The sequence below is a fragment of the Vibrio sp. D420a genome (assembly GCF_030248625.1).
In the GTDB taxonomy this organism is placed as follows: domain Bacteria; phylum Pseudomonadota; class Gammaproteobacteria; order Enterobacterales; family Vibrionaceae; genus Vibrio; species Vibrio fortis_A.
Genome location: NZ_JAHGAN010000054.1, coordinates 19,390 through 39,177, shown reverse-complemented (window position 1 = coordinate 39,177; position 19,788 = coordinate 19,390). Strand labels below are relative to the sequence as shown.

The 19,788-nt window shown below is 46.5% G+C and carries 19 protein-coding genes; 15 read left to right on the top strand and 4 right to left on the bottom strand.

Going from position 1 to position 19,788, the window contains the following annotated elements; genetic code table 11:
• Positions 1-381: 381 nt before the first annotated feature.
• From gyrB to dnaA, 4 genes are all read right to left on the bottom strand, one after another.
• Complete coding sequence (gyrB, locus tag KI743_RS23090; protein ID WP_285468407.1) at positions 382-2,799, bottom strand: DNA topoisomerase (ATP-hydrolyzing) subunit B; 2,418 nt, start codon at positions 2,797-2,799, stop codon at positions 382-384.
• Between the two features lie 17 nt (positions 2,800-2,816).
• Positions 2,817-3,896 (bottom strand): DNA replication/repair protein RecF, encoded by a 1,080-nt coding sequence (gene recF, locus KI743_RS23085; protein ID WP_032548620.1) that lies wholly within the window; start codon positions 3,894-3,896, stop codon positions 2,817-2,819.
• A 37-nt stretch (positions 3,897-3,933) separates the two neighbouring features.
• Entirely contained in the window at positions 3,934-5,034 is a 1,101-nt protein-coding gene (gene dnaN, locus KI743_RS23080; protein ID WP_285468406.1) for a DNA polymerase III subunit beta, read from the bottom strand.
• A gap of 83 nt (positions 5,035-5,117) precedes the next feature.
• The gene (gene dnaA / locus KI743_RS23075; RefSeq protein WP_032548623.1) at positions 5,118-6,536 is read right to left on the bottom strand and encodes a chromosomal replication initiator protein DnaA; all 1,419 of its coding nucleotides are present in this window, start codon (positions 6,534-6,536) and stop codon (positions 5,118-5,120) included.
• A gap of 310 nt (positions 6,537-6,846) precedes the next feature.
• Between dnaA and KI743_RS23070 the strand changes: the two genes are divergently transcribed.
• The 15 genes from KI743_RS23070 to atpB all read left to right on the top strand — a co-directional run bounded on the left by KI743_RS23070 (position 6,847) and on the right by atpB (position 19,745).
• Complete coding sequence (locus KI743_RS23070; protein WP_285468405.1) at positions 6,847-7,596, top strand: amino acid ABC transporter substrate-binding protein; 750 nt, start codon at positions 6,847-6,849, stop codon at positions 7,594-7,596.
• A gap of 118 nt (positions 7,597-7,714) precedes the next feature.
• Complete coding sequence (locus tag KI743_RS23065; protein ID WP_032548625.1) at positions 7,715-8,386, top strand: amino acid ABC transporter permease; 672 nt, start codon at positions 7,715-7,717, stop codon at positions 8,384-8,386.
• On the top strand, positions 8,383-9,120 hold the full coding sequence (locus KI743_RS23060; RefSeq protein ID WP_032548626.1) for an amino acid ABC transporter ATP-binding protein: 738 nt from the start codon (positions 8,383-8,385) through the stop codon (positions 9,118-9,120). The genes KI743_RS23065 and KI743_RS23060 overlap by 4 nt, the downstream gene beginning before the upstream one ends.
• Before the next feature lie 206 nt (positions 9,121-9,326).
• A complete protein-coding gene (gene rpmH / locus KI743_RS23055) occupies positions 9,327-9,461 on the top strand; it encodes a 50S ribosomal protein L34 (protein ID WP_004735800.1) in 135 nt (44 codons plus the stop codon).
• 45 nt (positions 9,462-9,506) lie between these two features.
• Positions 9,507-9,830 (top strand): ribonuclease P protein component, encoded by a 324-nt coding sequence (rnpA, locus tag KI743_RS23050; protein ID WP_032548627.1) that lies wholly within the window; start codon positions 9,507-9,509, stop codon positions 9,828-9,830.
• Positions 9,797-10,054, top strand: coding sequence for a membrane protein insertion efficiency factor YidD (gene yidD, locus KI743_RS23045; RefSeq protein ID WP_084181753.1), 258 nt, complete (start codon positions 9,797-9,799; stop codon positions 10,052-10,054). The genes rnpA and yidD overlap by 34 nt, the downstream gene beginning before the upstream one ends.
• Positions 10,055-10,056: 2 nt before the next feature.
• Positions 10,057-11,676 (top strand): membrane protein insertase YidC, encoded by a 1,620-nt coding sequence (gene yidC, locus KI743_RS23040; protein ID WP_032548628.1) that lies wholly within the window; start codon positions 10,057-10,059, stop codon positions 11,674-11,676.
• A 138-nt stretch (positions 11,677-11,814) separates the two neighbouring features.
• Positions 11,815-13,176, top strand: coding sequence for a tRNA uridine-5-carboxymethylaminomethyl(34) synthesis GTPase MnmE (mnmE, locus tag KI743_RS23035; RefSeq protein WP_152469501.1), 1,362 nt, complete (start codon positions 11,815-11,817; stop codon positions 13,174-13,176).
• A 44-nt stretch (positions 13,177-13,220) separates the two neighbouring features.
• On the top strand, positions 13,221-13,655 hold the full coding sequence (mioC, locus tag KI743_RS23030) for an FMN-binding protein MioC (RefSeq protein WP_285407600.1): 435 nt from the start codon (positions 13,221-13,223) through the stop codon (positions 13,653-13,655).
• A gap of 483 nt (positions 13,656-14,138) precedes the next feature.
• Positions 14,139-16,034 carry a tRNA uridine-5-carboxymethylaminomethyl(34) synthesis enzyme MnmG gene (gene mnmG / locus KI743_RS23025; RefSeq protein ID WP_255229556.1) on the top strand — a complete coding sequence of 632 codons (1,896 nt, stop codon included), beginning with the start codon at positions 14,139-14,141 and terminating at the stop codon, positions 16,032-16,034.
• Complete coding sequence (gene rsmG / locus KI743_RS23020; protein ID WP_150870618.1) at positions 16,034-16,666, top strand: 16S rRNA (guanine(527)-N(7))-methyltransferase RsmG; 633 nt, start codon at positions 16,034-16,036, stop codon at positions 16,664-16,666. Before mnmG ends, rsmG begins: the two co-directional genes overlap by 1 nt.
• 14 nt (positions 16,667-16,680) lie before the next feature.
• On the top strand, positions 16,681-17,454 hold the full coding sequence (locus KI743_RS23015; protein ID WP_032548633.1) for a ParA family protein: 774 nt from the start codon (positions 16,681-16,683) through the stop codon (positions 17,452-17,454).
• Between the two features lie 23 nt (positions 17,455-17,477).
• Complete coding sequence (locus tag KI743_RS23010) at positions 17,478-18,359, top strand: ParB/RepB/Spo0J family partition protein (RefSeq protein WP_285468399.1); 882 nt, start codon at positions 17,478-17,480, stop codon at positions 18,357-18,359.
• Between the two features lie 190 nt (positions 18,360-18,549).
• Entirely contained in the window at positions 18,550-18,939 is a 390-nt protein-coding gene (locus KI743_RS23005; protein ID WP_032548635.1) for a F0F1 ATP synthase subunit I, read from the top strand.
• Positions 18,940-18,947: 8 nt separating this feature from the next.
• A complete protein-coding gene (gene atpB / locus KI743_RS23000) occupies positions 18,948-19,745 on the top strand; it encodes a F0F1 ATP synthase subunit A (RefSeq protein ID WP_032548636.1) in 798 nt (265 codons plus the stop codon).
• Positions 19,746-19,788 lie beyond the last annotated feature (43 nt).

The window sequence follows — 19,788 nt, the reverse complement described above, 5'->3', positions numbered from 1 at the left end:
ATCGCTGCCGACTAAGGTATTTATCCGCTACTCCTCGGGTTCTCATAACGCTGGGACGTAGTAATAAATCAGTTCAATTGTGTGCCTTCAAGGTTATCCTCTCCTGAGCGATACCTGTTCAGCGTTCCGGAGGATCTGTTTCTTCTCTCTTGAGCAAGACAGTCATCCTCTTCACAACTAGATATATGGATTGAGCAAAATAGTTTCAAGGGATCGAGCTAAAAAATTTTTCTACGCGCTTCTAGAGATCCCCAACTCGGTCGTTCCTCCCTCTTGAGGATGACGAACCAACCTATTGAAAGATAATTAAAATATCGGCAATAAAAAAGACTGCCATTTCTGGCAGTCTTTTAAAATTTTCAGATTGTTTTTTAGGACAATCTACACATCCAGGTTAGCAACCTTCAATGCGTTTTCCTCGATGAAGTTACGACGCGGCTCAACTTGGTCACCCATTAGTGTAGTGAACAGCTGGTCTGCACCGACTGCATCTTCGATCGTTACTTGCATCATGCGACGTGTCTCTGGATCCATAGTGGTTTCCCAAAGCTGATCTGGGTTCATCTCACCTAGACCTTTGTATCGCTGTAGGCTTAGACCACGACGAGACTCTTTCACTAACCAGTTCAGAGCATCAACAAAGTTGTTCACCTCTTGAGTACGCTCACCACGTTTGATGTAAGCGCCCTCTTCGATTAGACCATCTAGGGCTTCAGCTAGGCTTGCTAGCTTGTCGTACTCTTTCGAGTTAAACAACTCGACACTCAATGCGTGCTCGTGTGTCACACCGTGTGTACGAACAACAACTTTAGGTAAGCTTAGACCTAGCTCTTCGTGTTTCTCAACTTCTAGCGAGTACTGGCTTGCACCAACTTCTTTCGCGTTCAGTTGCTCAACAAGCTGTTTGCCCCACGCTTCAACTGCAGCTTCGTCATGACACTGCTCTGCCGTTAGGCGTGGCATGTAGATCATTTCGTGCATCAGTGCGTGTGGGTAACGACGGCTCATACGCTCCACCAGCTTAATGCCAGAGTTGTATTGTTGAACCAGCTTCTCTAGCGCTTCACCTGCCAATGCTGGCGCATCAGCATTTACGTGAAGTGCTGCGTTATCAAGAGCCAATGCCACTTGGTATTGGTTCATTGCGTCTTCGTCTTTGATGTACTGCTCTTGCTTACCTTTCTTCACTTTGTAAAGCGGTGGCTGAGCGATGTACACGTAGCCGCGCTCGATAAGCTCAGGCATTTGACGGTAGAAGAAGGTCAATAGTAGCGTACGAATGTGCGAACCATCGACGTCGGCATCGGTCATGATGATGATGTTGTGGTAACGCAGTTTATCTGGGTTGTACTCATCGCGACCGATACCACAGCCAAGTGCTGTGATCAGCGTTGCTACTTCCTGTGAAGACAGCATCTTATCGAAGCGCGCTTTTTCAACGTTCAGGATCTTACCTTTCAGCGGTAGGATAGCCTGGTTCTTACGGTTACGGCCTTGTTTTGCGGAGCCGCCTGCCGAGTCACCCTCCACTATGTATAGTTCAGAGAGTGCTGGATCTTTTTCCTGACAGTCAGCCAGTTTACCTGGTAGGCCTGCGAGGTCTAACGCGCCTTTACGACGAGTCATTTCACGAGCTTTACGCGCTGCATCACGTGCACGTGCTGCATCGATGATCTTAGTACAAACCGTTTTCGCTTCCGCTGGGTTCTCAATTAGGAACTCAGACAGCTTCTCACCCATCGCCTGCTCAACCGCAGATTTCACTTCAGAAGAAACCAGCTTGTCTTTGGTTTGGCTTGAGAACTTAGGATCTGGCACTTTCACCGAGATAACCGCCGTCAGACCTTCACGTGCATCATCACCTGAAGTCGCTGTCTTCGCTTTCTTAGAGAAGCCTTCTTTATCCATGAAGCTGTTCAGTGTACGCGTTAGCGCTGCACGGAAGCCCGCAAGGTGAGTACCACCATCGCGTTGAGGGATGTTGTTGGTGAAACAGTAGATGTTCTCTTGGTAACCATCATTCCATTGCATCGCTACTTCGACAGTGATGCCATCATCACGCTCGTTATCGAAGTGGAAGATTTTCTGGATGATTGGTGTTTTGTTGGTGTTTAAGTGTTCAACAAACGCTTGGATACCACCTTCAAACATGAAGTGGTCGCCTTTGTCTTCTTCACGCTCATCACGCAGCTTGATCGATACGCCTGAGTTTAGGAAAGAAAGCTCACGCAGACGCTTCGCTAGAATGTCGTAGTGGAATTCAGTGTTAGAGAACGTCTCTTCACTTGGCCAGAAGCGAATCTCTGTACCCGTTTTGTCCGTCTCACCAATCACAGCTAGTGGTGCTTGAGGCTCACCGTGGTGATAGGTTTGAGTATGGATTTGACCACCGCGGTGGATAGTAAGAGTAACCTGCTTCGACAGTGCGTTTACTACAGAAACACCTACACCGTGCAGACCACCCGATACCTTGTATGAGTTGTCATCGAATTTACCACCCGCGTGAAGAACCGTCATGATTACTTCCGCTGCAGATACCTGCTCTTCTGGGTGCATTTCGGTAGGGATACCACGGCCATCATCGCGAACAGAAACCGAGTTATCGTCATGAATAGTAACAATGATGTCATTACAGTGACCAGCAAGTGCTTCATCAATAGAGTTATCTACCACCTCGAAGACCATGTGGTGCAGACCGGTACCATCATCCGTGTCGCCAATGTACATTCCAGGACGCTTACGTACCGCATCCAGACCCTTCAGTACCTTAATACTCGATGAATCGTAATTATCTGACATAGTTACTCTCTGACTAATTATCCTTGCTCTATTTTGCCATGTTCCACATGAAACATCCTGCTATTTTCATCATGCATGTCGGCAATCTGATCAGCGGTAATAGAGCTTACAAAAACTTGTGCCTGGGTCGCCTTTAAACACTCCGCAAGGCGTGCTCGGCGTTGGCTATCTAATTCGGAAGCGAAGTCATCTATTAAGTAGACGCACTGCTTACCTGTCATCTGGGTGAGGTGTTGGCCTTGAGCCACGCGCAGCGCGCACACCATCAACTTCAGTTGACCTCGTGACAAGACATCCTCCACTGGAGTGCCGTTCACTTTTATCTTTAGATCCGCTTTGTTTGGTCCACTAAACGTGTAACCAAGCTGCTGATCCCTTTCAAAATTCTTCTCTAGTATCTCGGCATAAGGCGTATCTTTGTCCCAGCCGCGATAGTAGTTAATCTTTATCTCGAACTCTGGCAAGAAGGTGGCGCAAATCTCTTCTGCGACCTGTTTAAGCTGTTCAACATAGGTTGCTCGCCACTGGCTGATGTTTTCTGCTAATCGCGCCAGTTCCTGATCCCAGTAGCTGAGCTCGCGATAGTGGGTTGCCGTTTTGAGCAGCGCGTTACGTTGCTTATTAAGGCGCTTCACTCGCCCCCATGCATCGTAAAAACCAGATTCGCTGTGAAACACGCCCCAGTCAATAAAGGCACGACGATGTTTCGGCCCATCCGTCAGTAAATCAAACCCTTCTGGGTGAATCAACTGCAAAGGCAAGACTTGTGCTAATTGCGCCAGCTTTTGTCCAGATTGACCGCCTATTTTAACCTCTGTTGTGCCATCGCGCTGCTTATTAATGCCAATAGGCAGCTCAAATTGATCCGAGGTCAAAAAACGGCCGTGAACAAACAGCTCACTACACTCATTTTGGATGATGCGACCAGTTAAGGAGCTCTTGAAAGAACGGCCATGCCCGAGCAGGTAAATCGCTTCGAGGACACTGGTTTTACCGCTGCCGTTCGCCCCTATAAGAAAGTTAAAGCCTGATGACGGTTGAATGTCACAGGCTTCAATATTTCTAAACTGCTTAACGATCAGACGAGAGAGTGGCATAACGTCATCATATTAATCATTAACGACGGCACCATCTCTATAGACGGATTGGCATAACAACGTACATTGCGCTGTCATCTTGTGCGTTCTCAATCAGTGCACTGGCGTTGGCATCTGACATAGAAACACGAACCTGTTCACAGCGTAGCGTGTTCAATACATCCAGAACATAGCTTACGTTGAAGCCGATCTCTAGCGCGTCACCTTCGTAGTTCACGTCTAGCATCTCTTCCGCTTCTTCTTGCTCTGGGTTGTTCGCCGTAATGCGCATTTCGCTATCCACAAGATTCACACGCACGCCACGGAATTTTTCATTCGATAGAATTGCAGCACGAGAGAAAGCAGAGCGCAGTTCATCACAGCTAGTTTCTAGCGTTTTGGTAGTATTTTGCGGCATTACGCGGCGATAGTCAGGGAAACGACCATCAACAAGCTTAGAAGTGAAGACATAGTTGTTCACCTCAGCACGCACATTTGAGCTACCAATTTGCAACGTTACCGGCTGTTCAGGCGCATCTAATAACTTAACGAGCTCTTGAACACCCTTACGAGGCACGATGATCTGCTTTTGTGCGAAATCAGCACCAAGCTGAGCTTGAGATACCGCCATACGGTGACCATCGGTCGCGACACTGCGTAGCGTTGAGCCTTCAATCTCAAACAACATACCGTTGAGGTAGTAACGAACGTCTTGGTTCGCCATTGAGAATTGTGTCTTCTCAATCAGACCACGCAGTTCTGCTTGTGTCACAGACACTTCAACTTCGCTGCTCCAGTCTTCAATATTTGGGAAATCAGCCGCAGGTAGCGTTGCTAAAGAGAAACGACTGCGGCCAGAGCGTACTTGAACGCGGTCGCCGTCGAGAACCACTGTGATCACAGAGCTATCTGGTAAACCGCGACAGATATCAAGGAACTTACGAGAAGGTACCGTGATGCTGCCCGCTTCAAACTCACCTTCTAGTGTCACGCGACTCACCAACTCCACTTCGAGATCGGTGGCGGTCATTGATAATACGTTATCTTCAACCTTGATCAGTAGGTTACCTAGGATTGGCAGGGTTGGTCGACCACCCAGTGCGCCAGAGACTTGTTGTAACGGCTTAATCAGGTGACTGCGTTCAATGGTAAATTTCATAGCTTGCTCTTAAGGTATCAAGGGCGGCCCGTTATCCAACGAGCGGCCGATATTCTGTTATCTCTGGTTAAGAATACTGTGTATTAAGAAGAAAGGGTACGGATCAGGTTAGAATAGTCTTCTTTAATGTCGTGGCTCTCTTCACGAAGTTGAGCAATTTTACGACACGCGTGCAGAACCGTGGTGTGGTCACGACCACCAAATGCATCACCAATCTCAGGTAAGCTGTGGTTGGTTAACTCTTTTGCCAGTGCCATCGCCAATTGACGTGGGCGCGCAACTGAGCGAGAACGACGCTTAGACAGTAAGTCCGCTACTTTAATCTTGTAGTACTCCGCCACTGTCTTCTGAATATTATCGATAGTAACCAGCTTCTCTTGCAGTGCCAGTAGGTCACGCAGTGCTTCGCGTACGAAATCGATAGTGATTGGACGACCAGTGAAGTTTGCGTTAGCAATGACACGGTTCAATGCACCTTCAAGCTCACGAACGTTTGAGCGTAGTCGCTTAGCGATAAAGAATGCCACTTCATCAGCTAAGTGAATCTGGTGGTCTTCTGCTTTCTTCATCAAGATCGCAACACGCGTCTCTAGTTCAGGCGGCTCGATCGCAACCGTTAGGCCCCAACCGAAACGAGATTTAAGACGATCCTCTACCCCGTTGATCTCTTTTGGATAACGGTCAGAAGTTAGAATGATCTGTTGATTGCCTTCCAGTAGCGCATTAAAAGTATGGAAGAACTCTTCTTGAGAACGCTCTTTATTAGCAAAGAATTGGATGTCATCGATAAGCAGTGCATCAACACTACGGTAGTAGCGTTTGAACTCTTCAATCGCGTTGTTCTGTAGGGCTTTAACCATATCCTGAACAAAACGCTCAGAGTGCATGTACACCACTTTAGCGTTCGGCTTACCATCAACAATCGCATTACCTACCGCGTGCAATAGGTGAGTTTTACCTAGGCCGGTACCGCCATATAGAAATAGTGGGTTGTACGCTGCACCTGGGTTATCCGCAACTTGGCGTGCTGCTGCTAAGCCAAGTTGGTTCGACTTACCCTCAACGAAGTTGTTGAACTTGTGTTTAGGGTTCACGTTTGAACGGTGGTTAAGGTCGACCTCTGCTGCAGGCTCTTCATCATCCCATGTCTTGTGAACAGGTTTACGAGCTTGAAGTTGTGCCGGAGCCGAAGATTCAGCGGCAACATCAGCGGCTGTGCGCGCTGGCTTAGGGGCTGCAGGCTTAGGCGCCGATACCGGTTTACTTCCCACTTCAAAATGAAGATGTGGGATATCGTTACCGCAATACTCTTGCAGTAGACGGTTAATGCTATTTAGGTACTTATCACGCACCCAATCCAACACGAAGCGGTTCGGTGCAAATAGAGTAAGAGTATTGTCATTGAGCTCCGCTTGTAACGGACGAACCCACATACTGAATTCTGTAGCTGGTAGCTCTTCTTGAAGCTGTTGCAAACATTGCAACCAAAGCGAAGATGACACGGTGCCCCCACTCTATTTAAGTTATTTGAAATGACGGGCAATTTTACCTGTTGATAAATCAGATCGCCAGCAATTGATCGCGGATCCAGTGAATAAGATCCAAGTTATTCACAATAATTTTAGCCAAAATGTCTGGATCCACACAAATTGCCCCAAATTTACTCACATAATGATCCACTTATGCCCGGATCTTGTCTAGTTATCCCCAAAATTAGAATTCAATCTGGTTATGGTTAATAACATCTGGTTATTTATTCTATTGACTGTTTTCCCAGTAACATCTCACCCCATAATGATAAGGAGTTACCAAATGAAAAACTGGGTTAAAGCTGCAATTGCGGCTATCGCACTATCTGCTGCTACTGTTCAAGCTGCCACTGAAGTAAAAGTAGGCATGTCTGGCCGTTATTTCCCGTTCACGTTTGTGAAGCAAGATAAGCTACAAGGCTTTGAAGTGGATCTGTGGGATGAAATTGGTAAACGTAATGACTACAAAGTGGAGTACGTAACAGCGAACTTCTCTGGTCTATTCGGTCTTCTTGAAACAGGTCGTATCGATACGATCTCAAACCAAATCACAATGACAGACGCACGTAAGGCAAAATACCTATTTGCTGACCCGTACGTGGTTGATGGCGCACAGATCACTGTACGTAAAGGTAACGACAGCATTAAAGGCATTGAAGACCTAGATGGTAAAACCGTTGCGGTTAACCTAGGCTCAAACTTTGAACAGCTGCTACGTAACTACGACAAAGACGGCAAAATCAACGTAAAAACTTACGACACAGGTATTGAGCACGATGTAGCACTAGGTCGCGCCGATGCTTTTGTTATGGACCGCCTATCAGCACTTGAGCTAATCAAGAAAACAGGTCTACCGTTGCAACTAGCAGGTCAACCTTTCGAAACTATCGAAAACGCATGGCCATTTGTTAATAACGAAAACGGTAAGAAGCTTCAAGCAGAAGTAAACGAAGCACTTGCAGCTATGCGTGCTGACGGTACGCTAGAGAAAATCTCTGAGAAGTGGTTTGGTGCGGACATTACTAAGAAGTAATTACTCACTCTAAACAGCCATAACCCACTGCTTTTCTCTGCAGTGGGTTTTTCTTTTTCTGGTCACTAATAACCACAACACATTACCCAACGCCTGACATAACCAAACGAGATAGATTATGGGATTTGACTTTAATTACATGCTGGAGTTGCTACCGATACTGTTTAAGTATCTAGGCACAACCATGGAGATGGCAATATGGGGCCTATTCTTTGCCCTGATCCTGTCTGTGATACTAGCAAACATTCGTGTATTCAAAATCCCAGTACTGGATCAACTCAGCCAACTCTATATTAGCTTCTTCCGTGGTACCCCACTGCTGGTACAGCTATTCCTGCTTTACTACGGCTTACCGCAAGTGTTCCCATGGATGGTTGGCTTAGATGCCTTCAGTGCCGCGGTTATTGGTTTAACATTGCACTTCGCCGCCTACATGGCAGAGAGTATTCGTGCCGCGATTATTGGTATCGACCGCAGCCAAATGGAGGCGAGTCTTTCGGTAGGTATGACGACCAGTCAGGCGATGCGCCGTGTGATCCTGCCACAGGCAACACGTGTCGCTCTACCGTCACTGATGAACTACTTCATTGATATGATTAAGTCGACCTCGCTTGCCTTCACCCTTGGTGTGGCTGAGATTATGGCAAAAGCGCAAATGGAGGCCTCTTCAAGCTTCCGTTTCTTCGAAGCGTTCTTAGCCGTAGCACTTATCTACTGGGGTGTGGTGGTGATTTTAACTCGCATTCAACTATGGGCAGAAGCGAAACTGAATAAGGCGTATGCACGATGATCAAATTAGAAAATATCCACAAGCAGTTTGGAGAGACGGAAGTCCTTAAAGGTATCGACCTTGAAATCCAACAAGGTGAGATTATCGTTATCATCGGTTCGAGTGGTACTGGTAAGTCAACCCTATTGCGTTGCGTGAACTTTCTAGAGCACGCCGATCAAGGCTCGATTGCGATTGATGACATCAAGGTCGACGTTGAAAATCATACCAAAGCAGAGGTATTAGCCCTGCGTCGTAAGACCGGCTTTGTCTTCCAAAACTACGCACTGTTTGCGCATCAAACTGCCAAGCAAAACATCGCTGAAGGTTTGATCACGGTACGTGGTTGGAAGAAGCAGCAAGCCTATGAAAAAGCACAACAAATACTTGATGATATTGGTCTAGGCGACAAGGCTGATAGCTACCCTGCAGCGCTCTCCGGCGGCCAACAGCAGCGTGTTGGTATTGGCCGTGCCATGGCCCTTCAACCAGAGCTACTTCTGTTCGATGAGCCGACTTCTGCACTCGATCCTGAATGGGTCGGTGAAGTACTTAACCTAATGAAAAAACTGGCAAACCAGCATCAAACCATGCTGGTGGTTACCCATGAAATGCAGTTCGCGAGAGAAGTCGCGGATCGCGTGATCTTCATGGCTGACGGCCACATTGTCGAGCAAGGATCTCCACAGGATATTTTTGGTAATCCACAAGATCCTAAATTAAAAAAATTCCTAAATAAGGTTGGGATCGAGTAAGGATCCTTGAGATTTTAGAGATTCTACGTATAATCCCCCGACCGGAATTTTAGTTAACCCAATCATTGACACTTTTTGTGACAGTGATTACAATTCCGCCTCTTTGTTGAGAGGCGTCGGTTCTCCTTTCTTTATATAAAGAGGGAAATAATGCCCACGCCGGGTTTAACAAAAACCTAAAACTACTGATCAGTAAGGTAATTACAATGAAACGCACTTTTCAACCTACAGTTCTAAAGCGTAAGCGTACTCACGGTTTCCGTGCTCGCATGGCTACTAAGAACGGTCGCGCAACAATCAATGCACGTCGTGCAAAAGGCCGTAAGCGTCTTTCTAAGTAATCTTTGATTATTTTGAAAAAGCTAGCCTTCGGTCGGGAGTTACGCTTGTTAACTCCCGAACATTATCAAAATGTCTTCAAGCAAGCTCATCGAGCTGGCTCCCCTCATTTCACCATCATTGCTCGTAAAAACTCTCTTTCAAATCCTCGTCTTGGATTAGCCGTTCCGAAAAAGCAGATTAAAACCGCCGTTGGTCGCAATAAATTTAAGCGCCTATGCCGTGAAAGCTTTCGTAACAATCAACACAAACTTCCTAACAAAGATTTTGTTGTTATTGCTAAAAAGAGCGCGCAAGATTTGAGCAATGAAGAAATGTTCAAATTATTAGACAAATTATGGCTTCGCCTGTCTCGCCCTTCGCGTGGTTAGCGCTAATACCTATCTATTTCTATAGATGGTTCATTAGTCCACTCATTGGCCCTCGCTGCCGATTTACTCCAACCTGCTCTTTATATGCGATAGAAGCGTTGAAAGCTCACGGTTTTGTAAAAGGGTGTTGGTTATCAGGCAAACGTCTATTAAAATGCCATCCTTTGAACGAAGGGGGCTATGACCCCGTTCCACCAGTCCAAAAACAAGACAGAGATAAATAACGATGGATTCTCAACGTAATATCCTGTTAATCGCACTGGCTCTGGTATCTTTCTTACTTTTCCAACAGTGGAACGTAGCGAAGAACCCAGCACCACAAGCGGTTGAGCAGGCACAATCTGGCAGCACTCTACCAGCGCCATCTTATGCAGACGACCTAGATCCAGCTCCGGGTCAAGTTGCTTCAGCAAAAGCGATCACAGTAACCACTGATGTACTGACTCTGTCAATTGATACGGTTGGTGGCGACGTGGTATCGGCAAGCCTTAACGACTACTCTGCTGAATACGATTCAGAAGACAGCTTTGTTTTACTTAAGAACGAACCTGGTCACCAATTCATCGCTCAAAGTGGTCTTGTTGGCCCACAAGGTATCGACCTAAGCAGCACGAACCGCCCAAGCTACACAGTTTCAGCTGACAGCTTCACACTGGCGGATGGTCAAGATGAACTACGCATCCCAATGACCTACCAAGCGAACGGCCTTGATTACACGAAAACATTCATCCTTAAGCGCGGCAGCTACGCGATTGATGTTGAATACGATGTCGTGAACAACTCTGGCAACAACGCTACATTTGGTATGTACGCTCACCTACGTCAAAACGTAATGGATGACGGCGGTAGCCTAACAATGCCAACTTACCGTGGTGGTGCTTACTCTACGGAAGATACGCGTTACAAAAAATACAGCTTCGACGACATGCAAGATCGCAACCTGTCTCTTAACCTAGCAAACGGTCAAGGTTGGGCAGCGATGATCCAACACTACTTTGCGAGTGCATGGATCCCACGCGACGAAGCAGGCAGCAACCTTTACACTCGTGTAATTGGCAACCTTGGCGACATCGGTGTTCGCATGCCAAACAAGACGATTGCAAATGGCGACCAGGCAAACTTCACAGCCACACTATGGGTTGGTCCAAAACTTCAAGACCAAATGGCTGAAGTTGCACCAAACCTAGACCTAGTAGTGGACTACGGCTGGCTATGGTTTATTGCGAAACCACTGCATACTCTGCTTTCGTTCATCCAAGGCTTTGTATCGAACTGGGGTGTAGCAATCATCATCCTAACATTCATCGTTCGTGGTGCTATGTACCCACTAACGAAAGCTCAGTACACGTCTATGGCGAAAATGCGTATGCTTCAGCCTAAGCTGACTGCAATGCGTGAGCGTATTGGCGATGACCGTCAGCGCATGAGCCAAGAAATGATGGAACTGTACAAGAAAGAGAAAGTAAACCCGCTAGGCGGCTGTCTACCTATCCTTCTACAGATGCCTATCTTCATTTCTCTATACTGGGCACTAATGGAGTCTGTTGAACTGCGTCACTCACCGTTCTTCGGTTGGATTACTGACCTTTCAGCACAAGACCCTTACTACATCTTGCCACTTCTAATGGGTGCTTCAATGTTCCTAATTCAGAAGATGAGCCCGACAACAGTAACGGATCCAATGCAGCAGAAGATCATGACCTTCATGCCGGTTATGTTCACATTCTTCTTCCTGTTCTTCCCATCTGGTCTGGTTCTTTACTGGCTAGTATCGAACATCGTAACTCTGATTCAGCAAACGCTTATCTACAAGCAGCTGGAGAAGAAAGGCTTACACTCTAAGTAAGCGTTACGCAGTCGGTAAGACTAAGAGTTAAAAGAAAGGCGGCCAAAAGGTCGCCTTTTTGTTTTGGGCTGATTACAATTCAGCTAATTGATTAATCGTGAGCGCCCTGTCGGCGTTCACTTGCTAGCAGGCACAACTATGACTACAGATACGATTGTTGCTCAAGCGACCGCGCCCGGGCGTGGTGGTGTCGGTATTATCCGCGTTTCAGGTCCACAGGCAGCTCAAGTTGCTCTAGAGGTTACAGGTAAGGTTTTAAAACCTCGCTACGCTGAGTACCTGCCATTCAAATCTCATGATGGTATTGAGCTAGACCAAGGTATTGCCCTTTACTTCCCTAACCCGCACTCTTTCACTGGTGAAGATGTTCTTGAGCTTCAAGGTCACGGTGGCCCTGTGGTTATGGACATGTTGATTAAGCGTATCCTAACCATCTCAGGCGTACGTGCTGCACGTCCAGGCGAGTTCTCAGAGCGCGCATTCCTCAATGATAAAATGGACTTAACCCAAGCAGAAGCGATTGCTGACCTGATTGATGCAAGCTCTGAAGAAGCGGCAAAATCGGCGCTCCAGTCACTGCAGGGTGAGTTCTCAAAGCGCATCAACACGCTGGTGGAGTCACTGATCCACTTACGTATCTATGTTGAGGCGGCAATCGACTTCCCAGAAGAAGAGATCGACTTCCTGGCCGATGGTAAAGTAAGTGCTGACTTACAGGCTATCATCGACAATTTGGAAGCGGTTCGCCAAGAGGCTAACCAAGGTGCCATCATGCGCGAAGGCATGAAGGTGGTGATCGCAGGTCGTCCTAATGCGGGTAAGTCGAGCCTACTCAACGCACTATCTGGTAAAGAATCCGCTATCGTGACTGATATTGCTGGTACCACACGTGACGTACTGCGTGAACATATCCACATTGATGGCATGCCACTGCATATCATCGATACTGCAGGCCTGCGTGACGCATCTGACGAAGTCGAGAAAATCGGTATTGAGCGTGCTTGGGAAGAGATTGAACAAGCGGACCGAGTGCTATTTATGGTGGATGGCACAACCACAGACGCGACTGACCCGAAAGATATCTGGCCTGATTTTGTTGATCGCCTACCGGCTAAAATCGGTATGACGGTGATCCGTAATAAAGCCGATCAAACAGGTGAAGAGCTAGGGATCTGTCATGTGAATGACCCTACACTCATTCGTCTATCGGCGAAAACAGGCCAAGGTATTGATTCTCTTCGTAATCATCTAAAAGAATGCATGGGCTTTGCTGGTGGCCATGAGGGCGGCTTCATGGCACGCCGACGCCACCTTGATGCACTGGAACGCGCATCAGAGCACCTGGATATTGGCCAGCAACAGCTTGAAGGCTATATGGCAGGTGAAATCTTGGCAGAAGAACTGCGTATTGCTCAACAGCACCTTAACGAGATTACCGGTGAGTTCAGCTCAGACGACCTACTCGGTCGCATCTTCTCTTCTTTCTGTATTGGTAAATAAAAAATAGGGTGAGCATGGCTCGCCCTTTTTATAAGGAAATATCCATGATCCACATTATTACGGGCAGCACACTCGGTGGGGCTGAGTACGTTGGTGATCACTTAAATGATCTCCTCGAAGAACAAGGTCTGGCAATCACGCTCCACAATCAACCTGAGTATGCATCGATCCCACAGCAAGATACTTGGTTGATCGTGACATCAACCCATGGTGCAGGTGAATTCCCAGACAATATCAAGCCATTCATTGCCGATCTGACCGAGCAAGCACCTCAACTCGATAAGGTTCGTTTTGCTGTGATTGCGATTGGTGACTCAAGCTACGATACCTTCTGCGCCGCAGGCCAAGCCGCCCATGAGTTATTAACAAATCTTGGCGCACAGGCGATTTCTGACTGTTTTACCATCGATGTATTGGAGACTCCGGTACCCGAAGACGCTGCAGAAGAGTGGTTTAACGATCATAGTGAGCAGTTTTAGAGCTCTATAGTCGATAAAAAAGCGGCGAAAGCCGCTTTTTTTGTACCCAAAACCACCAGCTGTGAATAACTTTTACCCATTAAATGGCACTTTTTTCTCATTTATTGCCATTTTCCTTGTGGATAAGATCATAGAAATACAGTGATTAACCTATAGTTATCCAAATAACAACTTAAGATCACTTTTTGGAGTGTGTATAAGTGGCCTTTTTGATCCCAGCTAATCCTCATCCTGATCAAAATTAGATCACACCATTTGATCCAAAAAAGATCCATGATCTTGTTGATCATTTTTGAGTTATCCACAGAACCTCTCGATCCTAATAATAGATCCAATAAAAGATCTCTTTAAAGATCTTATCTATATTAATTAAAAATAGCGTTCCTGAAAAATTCCAAAAACGTTTTCTCACGCTATGAAAACAGGTAGAATATCGCTCCTTTTTATCTGTCTAGAAATCGTTTGAATACCTGAGGTCGGTTCATGCTTTATCACGAAAAATTTGACGTCATCGTAGTCGGTGGCGGCCATGCAGGAACGGAAGCCGCACTCGCATCTGCGCGTACTGGTCAAAGTACGTTACTCCTTACTCACAATATCGATACCCTGGGACAAATGTCTTGTAACCCAGCGATTGGTGGTATTGGTAAGGGACACTTAGTAAAAGAAGTCGATGCAATGGGTGGATTGATGGCTCAAGCCATTGATCATGCAGGTATTCAATTCCGTACTCTTAATGCCTCTAAGGGACCAGCGGTTCGTGCTACACGCGCTCAAGCTGACCGTGCCCTGTACAAAGCGTATGTTCGCAGCACCCTAGAAAACACACCAAACCTGACTCTGTTCCAACAGTCAGTGGATGATTTGATCGTAGAACAGGATCAAGTCGTCGGTGTTGTGACGCAAATGGGACTAAAATTCCATGCTAAGGCTGTGGTATTAACGGTTGGTACATTCCTAGGCGGTAAGATCCACATCGGTATGGAAAGTTCATCAGGTGGTCGCGCGGGTGATCCACCATCGATCGCATTGGCTCAACGTCTGCGTGATCTTCCTTTCCGTGTTGATCGCCTAAAAACGGGTACTCCACCGCGTATTGATGCTCGTAGTGTCGATTTCTCTGAACTTGAGGTTCAGCACGGTGATAATCCAACACCTGTTTTCTCATTCATGGGTAACCGTGCGCAGCAGCCACGTCAAATCCCGTGTTATATCACGCACACGAACGAATCTACTCATGAAGTGATTCGCAATAACCTAGACCGTAGCCCAATGTATGCGGGCGTGATTGAAGGTATCGGCCCACGTTACTGTCCTTCAATCGAAGATAAGGTGATGCGTTTTGCAGATAAGAACAGCCACCAGATTTTCATCGAGCCGGAAGGCCTAACCACGCACGAGCTATACCCAAATGGTATCTCGACCAGCTTGCCATTCGATGTTCAGGTGCAGATTGTTCGCTCAATGAAAGGCTTCGAAAATGCACACATCGTGCGTCCAGGCTACGCAATTGAGTACGATTTCTTTGATCCACGTGATTTAAAACAGACTTACGAGACTAAGTTTATCAAGGGTCTATTCTTTGCGGGTCAAATCAACGGTACCACGGGTTACGAAGAAGCAGCAGCGCAAGGCTTGATGGCAGGTTTGAACGCAAGTCTGTTTACTCAAGGCAAAGAAGGTTGGAGCCCACGTCGTGATCAGGCTTACATGGGCGTATTGATTGACGACCTATCAACCATGGGTACTAAAGAACCGTACCGCATGTTTACTTCACGTGCTGAATACCGTCTGTTACTGCGTGAAGACAACGCCGATATCCGTTTGACGGAGAAATCTCGTGAACTTGGTTTGATTGACGATGCGCGCTGGGCGCGTTTCAACGAGAAAATCGAGAACATGGAAAAAGAGCGTCAGCGCCTGAAAGAGACTTGGATTAACCCGAAATCTGAAGACATCGATGCACTTAACCAGATCCTAAAAACGCCAATGTCGCGTGAAGCGAGCGGTGAGGATCTTCTGCGTCGTCCAGAAATGACTTATTCACAACTGACGGCTCTGGATCGTTTTGCTCCAGCTCTAGATGATCAACAAGCTGCAGAACAGGTTGAAATCCAAGTGAAATACGAGGGTTACATTCAGCGTCAGCAAGATGAGATCGAAAAGTCGCTGCGTCACGAAAACACCAAACTACCTGTTGATCTTGATTACAGCCAAGTAAAAGGTCTATCTAACGAAGTCGTACTGAAATTGTCGACGGCTAAGCCAGAGTCGATTGGTATTGCCTCTCGAATTTCAGGGATTACGCCGGCTGCAATCTCTATCCTACTGGTTTACTTGAAGAAACATGGCCTACTGAAGAAAGGTGAGGAAGCATAATGAGCGCACTACGCGAAAAATTGGATCACCTGATCAGCCAGACCGACCTAGAAGTATCAGATAAACAACGTGGCCAACTGGTTGGTTACGTTGAACTGCTCAATAAATGGAATAAGGCGTATAACTTAACTTCGGTTCGCGACCCGATGGACATGATGGTGAAACATATCTTAGATAGCATCATTGTCAGCACTCACTTACAGGGCAAGCGTTTTATTGATGTAGGTACGGGTCCAGGCCTTCCTGGTATCCCGCTCTCAATTATGAATCCTGATTGTGAGTTTTTCTTGTTGGATAGCCTTGGAAAGCGTATTCGTTTTATCAAGCAAGTCGTACATGAGTTGGGTATCGACAACGTGACACCTGTTCAAAGTCGCGTTGAAGAGTTCCAGCCAGAAGAAAAGTTTGACGCTGTGCTCAGTCGTGCGTTTGCATCAATGACAGACATGGTTGAGTGGTGTCATCATTTACCTAAAGAGCAATCCGGTGTATTTTTGGCTCTTAAAGGACAACATCCTAGAGACGAAATGGACCAGTTACCGGACTGGTGTTCAGTAACTGACATCAAAGCTTTGCAAGTTCCAGAGCTTGATGGAGAGCGTCATCTAGTAACGTTATCGCGTCAGGGATAATCAGCGAGGCCATAGTGGGTAGAATTGTAGCAATTGCCAACCAGAAAGGTGGTGTAGGAAAAACAACAACTTGCATTAATTTGGCAGCCTCTATGGCCGCCACAAAGCGCAAAGTTTTGGTTGTCGATCTCGATCCACAGGGTAATGCCACTATGGCAAGCGGTGTTGATAAGTATCAGGTTGAAGCAACTGCTTACGATTTACTGGTTGAAGACACACCTTTTGATGAGGTAGTTTGCCGCAGTACGTCGGGAAACTACGATCTCATCGCAGCCAACGGTGATGTTACCGCGGCTGAAATCAAGCTGATGGAAGTGTTTGCGCGTGAAGTGAGGCTTAAGAATGCCCTCGCGTCAGTTCGCGATAACTATGATTTCATCTTTATTGATTGCCCCCCTTCTCTAAACCTTCTTACAATTAATGCGATGGCTGCGGCGGACTCTGTTTTGGTCCCGATGCAGTGTGAATACTTTGCGTTAGAGGGTTTAACTGCCTTGATGGATACCATCAGTAAACTGGCAGCTGTTGTGAATGAGAATCTGAAGATCGAAGGCTTACTTCGTACTATGTATGATCCTCGCAACCGCTTGTCGAATGAAGTATCTGATCAACTCAAGAAGCATTTTGGTAGCAAGGTCTACCGAACTGTGATCCCTAGAAATGTACGTCTTGCTGAGGCTCCAAGCCATGGCAAACCAGCGATGTACTACGACAAATACTCCGCAGGAGCAAAGGCCTACTTGGCACTTGCTGGCGAGATGTTACGTCGTGAAGAAGTCCCAGTTTAAATCAAACCAAAGGAATTCGCTCAATGTCTAAACGTGGTTTAGGAAAAGGGCTAGATGCATTGCTTGCAACTAGCTCAATGGCTCGTGAAAAACAGCAAGTCGCTTCTCATAGTCAGGCTCTCTCTGCCGATGGTGAGTTAACCGAACTTGCGATTGGCAGCTTGAAGCCAGGTGTCTATCAGCCACGTAAAGACATGGCGCCAGACGCGCTTGAAGAGTTAGCGGCATCGATTCAATCTCAAGGCATCATCCAGCCGATCGTTGTGCGTCCACTGTCGCAAGATCACTACGAGATCATTGCCGGTGAGCGTCGTTGGCGTGCGGCTCGCCAAGCAGGCCTAAAGAAGGTGCCATGTTTGGTGAAAAAGGTTGAAGATCGCGCGGCAATCGCGATGGCTCTGATTGAGAACATTCAGCGTGAAGACTTGAATGTCATCGAAGAGGCGCAAGCGCTAGAACGTCTACAGAACGAGTTTGAGCTGACACACCAGAAGGTCGCTGAAGTGATTGGTAAATCACGCACGACAGTGAGTAACCTTCTACGTCTCAATCAGCTAGCAGCACCAGTGAAAGAGTTGGTGGTAACTAAGCAGCTTGAAATGGGTCATGCTCGCGCATTGTTGGCGCTCGAAGGTGAGCAACAAGTCGAGGCAGCAAACACCGCTGCACGCAAACAATTGACGGTTCGCCAGACCGAACAACTTGTCAAAAAGTGCCTAAAACCAGAGGTTGAAGCGGAAACTCAGCCGCAAGACCAAGAAGCCATCGAACTTTCACGAAGACTGACGGAAAAATTGCAAGCAAACGTTACAATTGTCCGAACTGGTACAGGAAAGTCAAAAGTGACGATTACACTTGATGAGCCTCACAAATTAGAGCAACTTATTGCCAAGCTAGAGGACTAAATGAGATAATTGACGTAGGTCAATAATGTAATAAACAATAATTTTCGTACGAAAGTTGTCGGTTTGTATACAAAAATGTAAATGATTGCTGCGTTTTTATTGCAATCAGTTTGGCTGAACGTATAATTTTCGCCAATTTCTCAGCACGCTTTTAAGCGGTGGTAAGTGGGCTTAAAAGAGGAACGAATACATGGTAGCGGCGTTAGCAAGACCAGGACGAGTGCTTGCAAAGCAAATGTTATTGATCGAGCTTAGCGCGGTTATATTAGTGGCGGTGGGGTTAGGTTTAGCTGTTAATCCTGATTGGGGTTTTGCTTCACTGGTGGGTGGCGGTATTTTTGTCATTGCCAATGTGGTGTTTTGTGTGTGTGCTTTTCTCTTTTGTGGGGCGCGTGCGACAAAACTGGTTGCAGCGTCGTTCTATGCAGGCGAAGCATTAAAAATCTTAATCACAGTTTTACTATTCTCTATTGTCTACATGTATATGCAGGTGGAATTAATTCCCCTCAAACTGACCTATTTACTGGCTCTCGGTATTAATATCTTTGCGCCAGTGCTTTTCATTAACAATAAGAAATAGGACGAGTTATGGCTGCGGCAACAGCATCCGGATACATTGAACACCACTTACAGAACCTGTCTTTAGCCAAGCTAGGTTTTGTAGAGGAGACAAGTTTCTGGAACGTACATATAGACAGTCTGTTCTTCTCTGTACTAACTGGTGCGTTATTCCTTTGGGTATTTCGCTCAGTAGCAAAGCAAGCAACAGCAGGTGTACCTGGTAAGCTTCAGTGTTTTGTCGAAATGGTAGTGGAATTCGTTGGTGACAACGTTAAAGAAACTTTCCATGGTCGCAACCCGCTGATCGCTCCACTAGCACTGACTATATTCTGCTGGATTATCTTAATGAACTTGATGGACCTAGTGCCTATTGATTTCTTACCATATCCTGCAGAGCATTGGCTAGGTATCCCTTACCTGAAAGTGGTTCCTACAGCTGATGTTAACATCACCATGGCAATGGCTTTGGGCGTTTTCGCTCTGATGATCTACTACAGCATCAAAGTGAAAGGGCTTGGCGGGTTTGCTAAAGAATTGGCATTACACCCATTCAATCACCCAATTATGATTCCATTCAACTTGGTACTTGAGGTAATTTCGTTACTAGCGAAGCCACTATCTCTAGGTATGCGTTTGTTTGGTAACATGTTTGCGGGTGAGGTTGTATTCATTCTTATCGCAGCGATGCTACCGTGGTACTTACAATGGGTAGGTGCTCTACCTTGGGCTATCTTCCACATCTTGGTTATTTTGATTCAAGCATTTGTTTTCATGATGTTGACAATTGTTTACCTATCAATGGCCCACGAAGATAGTGATCACTAAAAAAAATTTTTAAGCTTTATTCTAACTATTAATGTTAATCGGA

Coding starts and splice junctions, on each gene's coding strand:
- gyrB (WP_285468407.1), bottom strand. CDS start 2,799: ATGTCAGATAATTACGATTCATCGAGTATTAAGGTACTGAAGGGTCTG.
- recF (WP_032548620.1), bottom strand. CDS start 3,896: ATGCCACTCTCTCGTCTGATCGTTAAGCAGTTTAGAAATATTGAAGCC.
- dnaN (WP_285468406.1), bottom strand. CDS start 5,034: ATGAAATTTACCATTGAACGCAGTCACCTGATTAAGCCGTTACAACAA.
- KI743_RS23070 (WP_285468405.1), top strand. CDS start 6,847: ATGAAAAACTGGGTTAAAGCTGCAATTGCGGCTATCGCACTATCTGCT.
- KI743_RS23065 (WP_032548625.1), top strand. CDS start 7,715: ATGGGATTTGACTTTAATTACATGCTGGAGTTGCTACCGATACTGTTT.
- KI743_RS23060 (WP_032548626.1), top strand. CDS start 8,383: ATGATCAAATTAGAAAATATCCACAAGCAGTTTGGAGAGACGGAAGTC.
- rpmH (WP_004735800.1), top strand. CDS start 9,327: ATGAAACGCACTTTTCAACCTACAGTTCTAAAGCGTAAGCGTACTCAC.
- yidD (WP_084181753.1), top strand. CDS start 9,797: ATGGCTTCGCCTGTCTCGCCCTTCGCGTGGTTAGCGCTAATACCTATC.
- yidC (WP_032548628.1), top strand. CDS start 10,057: ATGGATTCTCAACGTAATATCCTGTTAATCGCACTGGCTCTGGTATCT.
- mnmE (WP_152469501.1), top strand. CDS start 11,815: ATGACTACAGATACGATTGTTGCTCAAGCGACCGCGCCCGGGCGTGGT.
- mioC (WP_285407600.1), top strand. CDS start 13,221: ATGATCCACATTATTACGGGCAGCACACTCGGTGGGGCTGAGTACGTT.
- mnmG (WP_255229556.1), top strand. CDS start 14,139: ATGCTTTATCACGAAAAATTTGACGTCATCGTAGTCGGTGGCGGCCAT.
- rsmG (WP_150870618.1), top strand. CDS start 16,034: ATGAGCGCACTACGCGAAAAATTGGATCACCTGATCAGCCAGACCGAC.
- KI743_RS23010 (WP_285468399.1), top strand. CDS start 17,478: ATGTCTAAACGTGGTTTAGGAAAAGGGCTAGATGCATTGCTTGCAACT.
- KI743_RS23005 (WP_032548635.1), top strand. CDS start 18,550: ATGGTAGCGGCGTTAGCAAGACCAGGACGAGTGCTTGCAAAGCAAATG.
- atpB (WP_032548636.1), top strand. CDS start 18,948: ATGGCTGCGGCAACAGCATCCGGATACATTGAACACCACTTACAGAAC.